The 807-nt window shown below is 73.6% G+C and carries 1 protein-coding gene and 1 pseudogene; one reads left to right on the top strand and one right to left on the bottom strand.

Going from position 1 to position 807, the window contains the following annotated elements:
• On the bottom strand, positions 1 to 588 hold a 588-nt coding region (locus IBL26_RS25440; RefSeq protein ID WP_187787284.1), incomplete at its 3' end, for a PLP-dependent cysteine synthase family protein.
• 127 nt (positions 589 to 715) lie between these two features.
• On the opposite strand from IBL26_RS25440, the pseudogene IBL26_RS25845 reads away from it, so the two are divergent.
• Positions 716 to 807: pseudogene (locus tag IBL26_RS25845) on the top strand (transcriptional regulator); the annotation flags it as partial.

Raw genomic sequence — 807 nt, 5'->3', positions numbered from 1 at the left:
GTCGCGGCGCGGCTTCAGGGCGCGGGCGATGCCGGTGAGCGTGCCGCCGGTGCCGAGGCCGGCGACGACGATATCGACCTGGCCCTGGGTATCGGCCCAGATTTCCTCGGCGGTGGTGGCCTCGTGCACGGCGGGGTTGGCGGGGTTGTCGAACTGGCGGGGGATCCAGGCGCCGGGGGTCTCGGCGGCGATGGCCTCGGCGCGGGCGATGGCGCCGGCCATGCCCTGGGCGGCGGGGGTGAGGTCGACCTCGGCGCCGAGCAGGCGGAGCATCTTGCGGCGCTCGACGGAGGCGCCGTCCGGCATGGTGACGATCAGGCGGTAGCCCTTGGCGGCGGCGACGAAGGCGAGCGCGATGCCGGTATTGCCGGAGGTGGGCTCGACGATGACGGAGCGGTCGGGGGCGATCAGGCCGCGGGCCTCGGCGTCCTCGATCATGGCGCGGCCGATGCGGTCCTTGAGGGAGGCGAGCGGGTTGCGGAACTCGAGCTTGAGGGCGAGGCGGGCGCCGGGCGCGCGGGTGGCCTCGAGCCGGGGCAGGCGGACGAGGGGGGTGCGGCCGACGGTGTCGAGGAAGCTGTCGAACATCATCCCGTGGCCGGCCGTGGCGTGAGGCGGGAGGGCCTGGTCGGGGCGGGCGGGGGCGGAGGGGGTGTGACGTGCGGGCATGGAGGGGTTATATCACGTCTTTGGCAAGTGGATCAGGGGTCAGGCGATGTTGTTGCGTCGGGACAGGGCGATGACGGCGGTATCGATCGTGCTGGATGTGGCGTTTCACGCGGGGCGTGGGGGCACGGTGCCGGCGGG

It is taken from the genome of Teichococcus aerophilus (genome assembly GCF_014490485.1).
GTDB classification, from domain to species: domain Bacteria; phylum Pseudomonadota; class Alphaproteobacteria; order Acetobacterales; family Acetobacteraceae; genus Pseudoroseomonas; species Pseudoroseomonas aerophila.
This window is presented reverse-complemented; position numbering and strand designations above follow the sequence as displayed.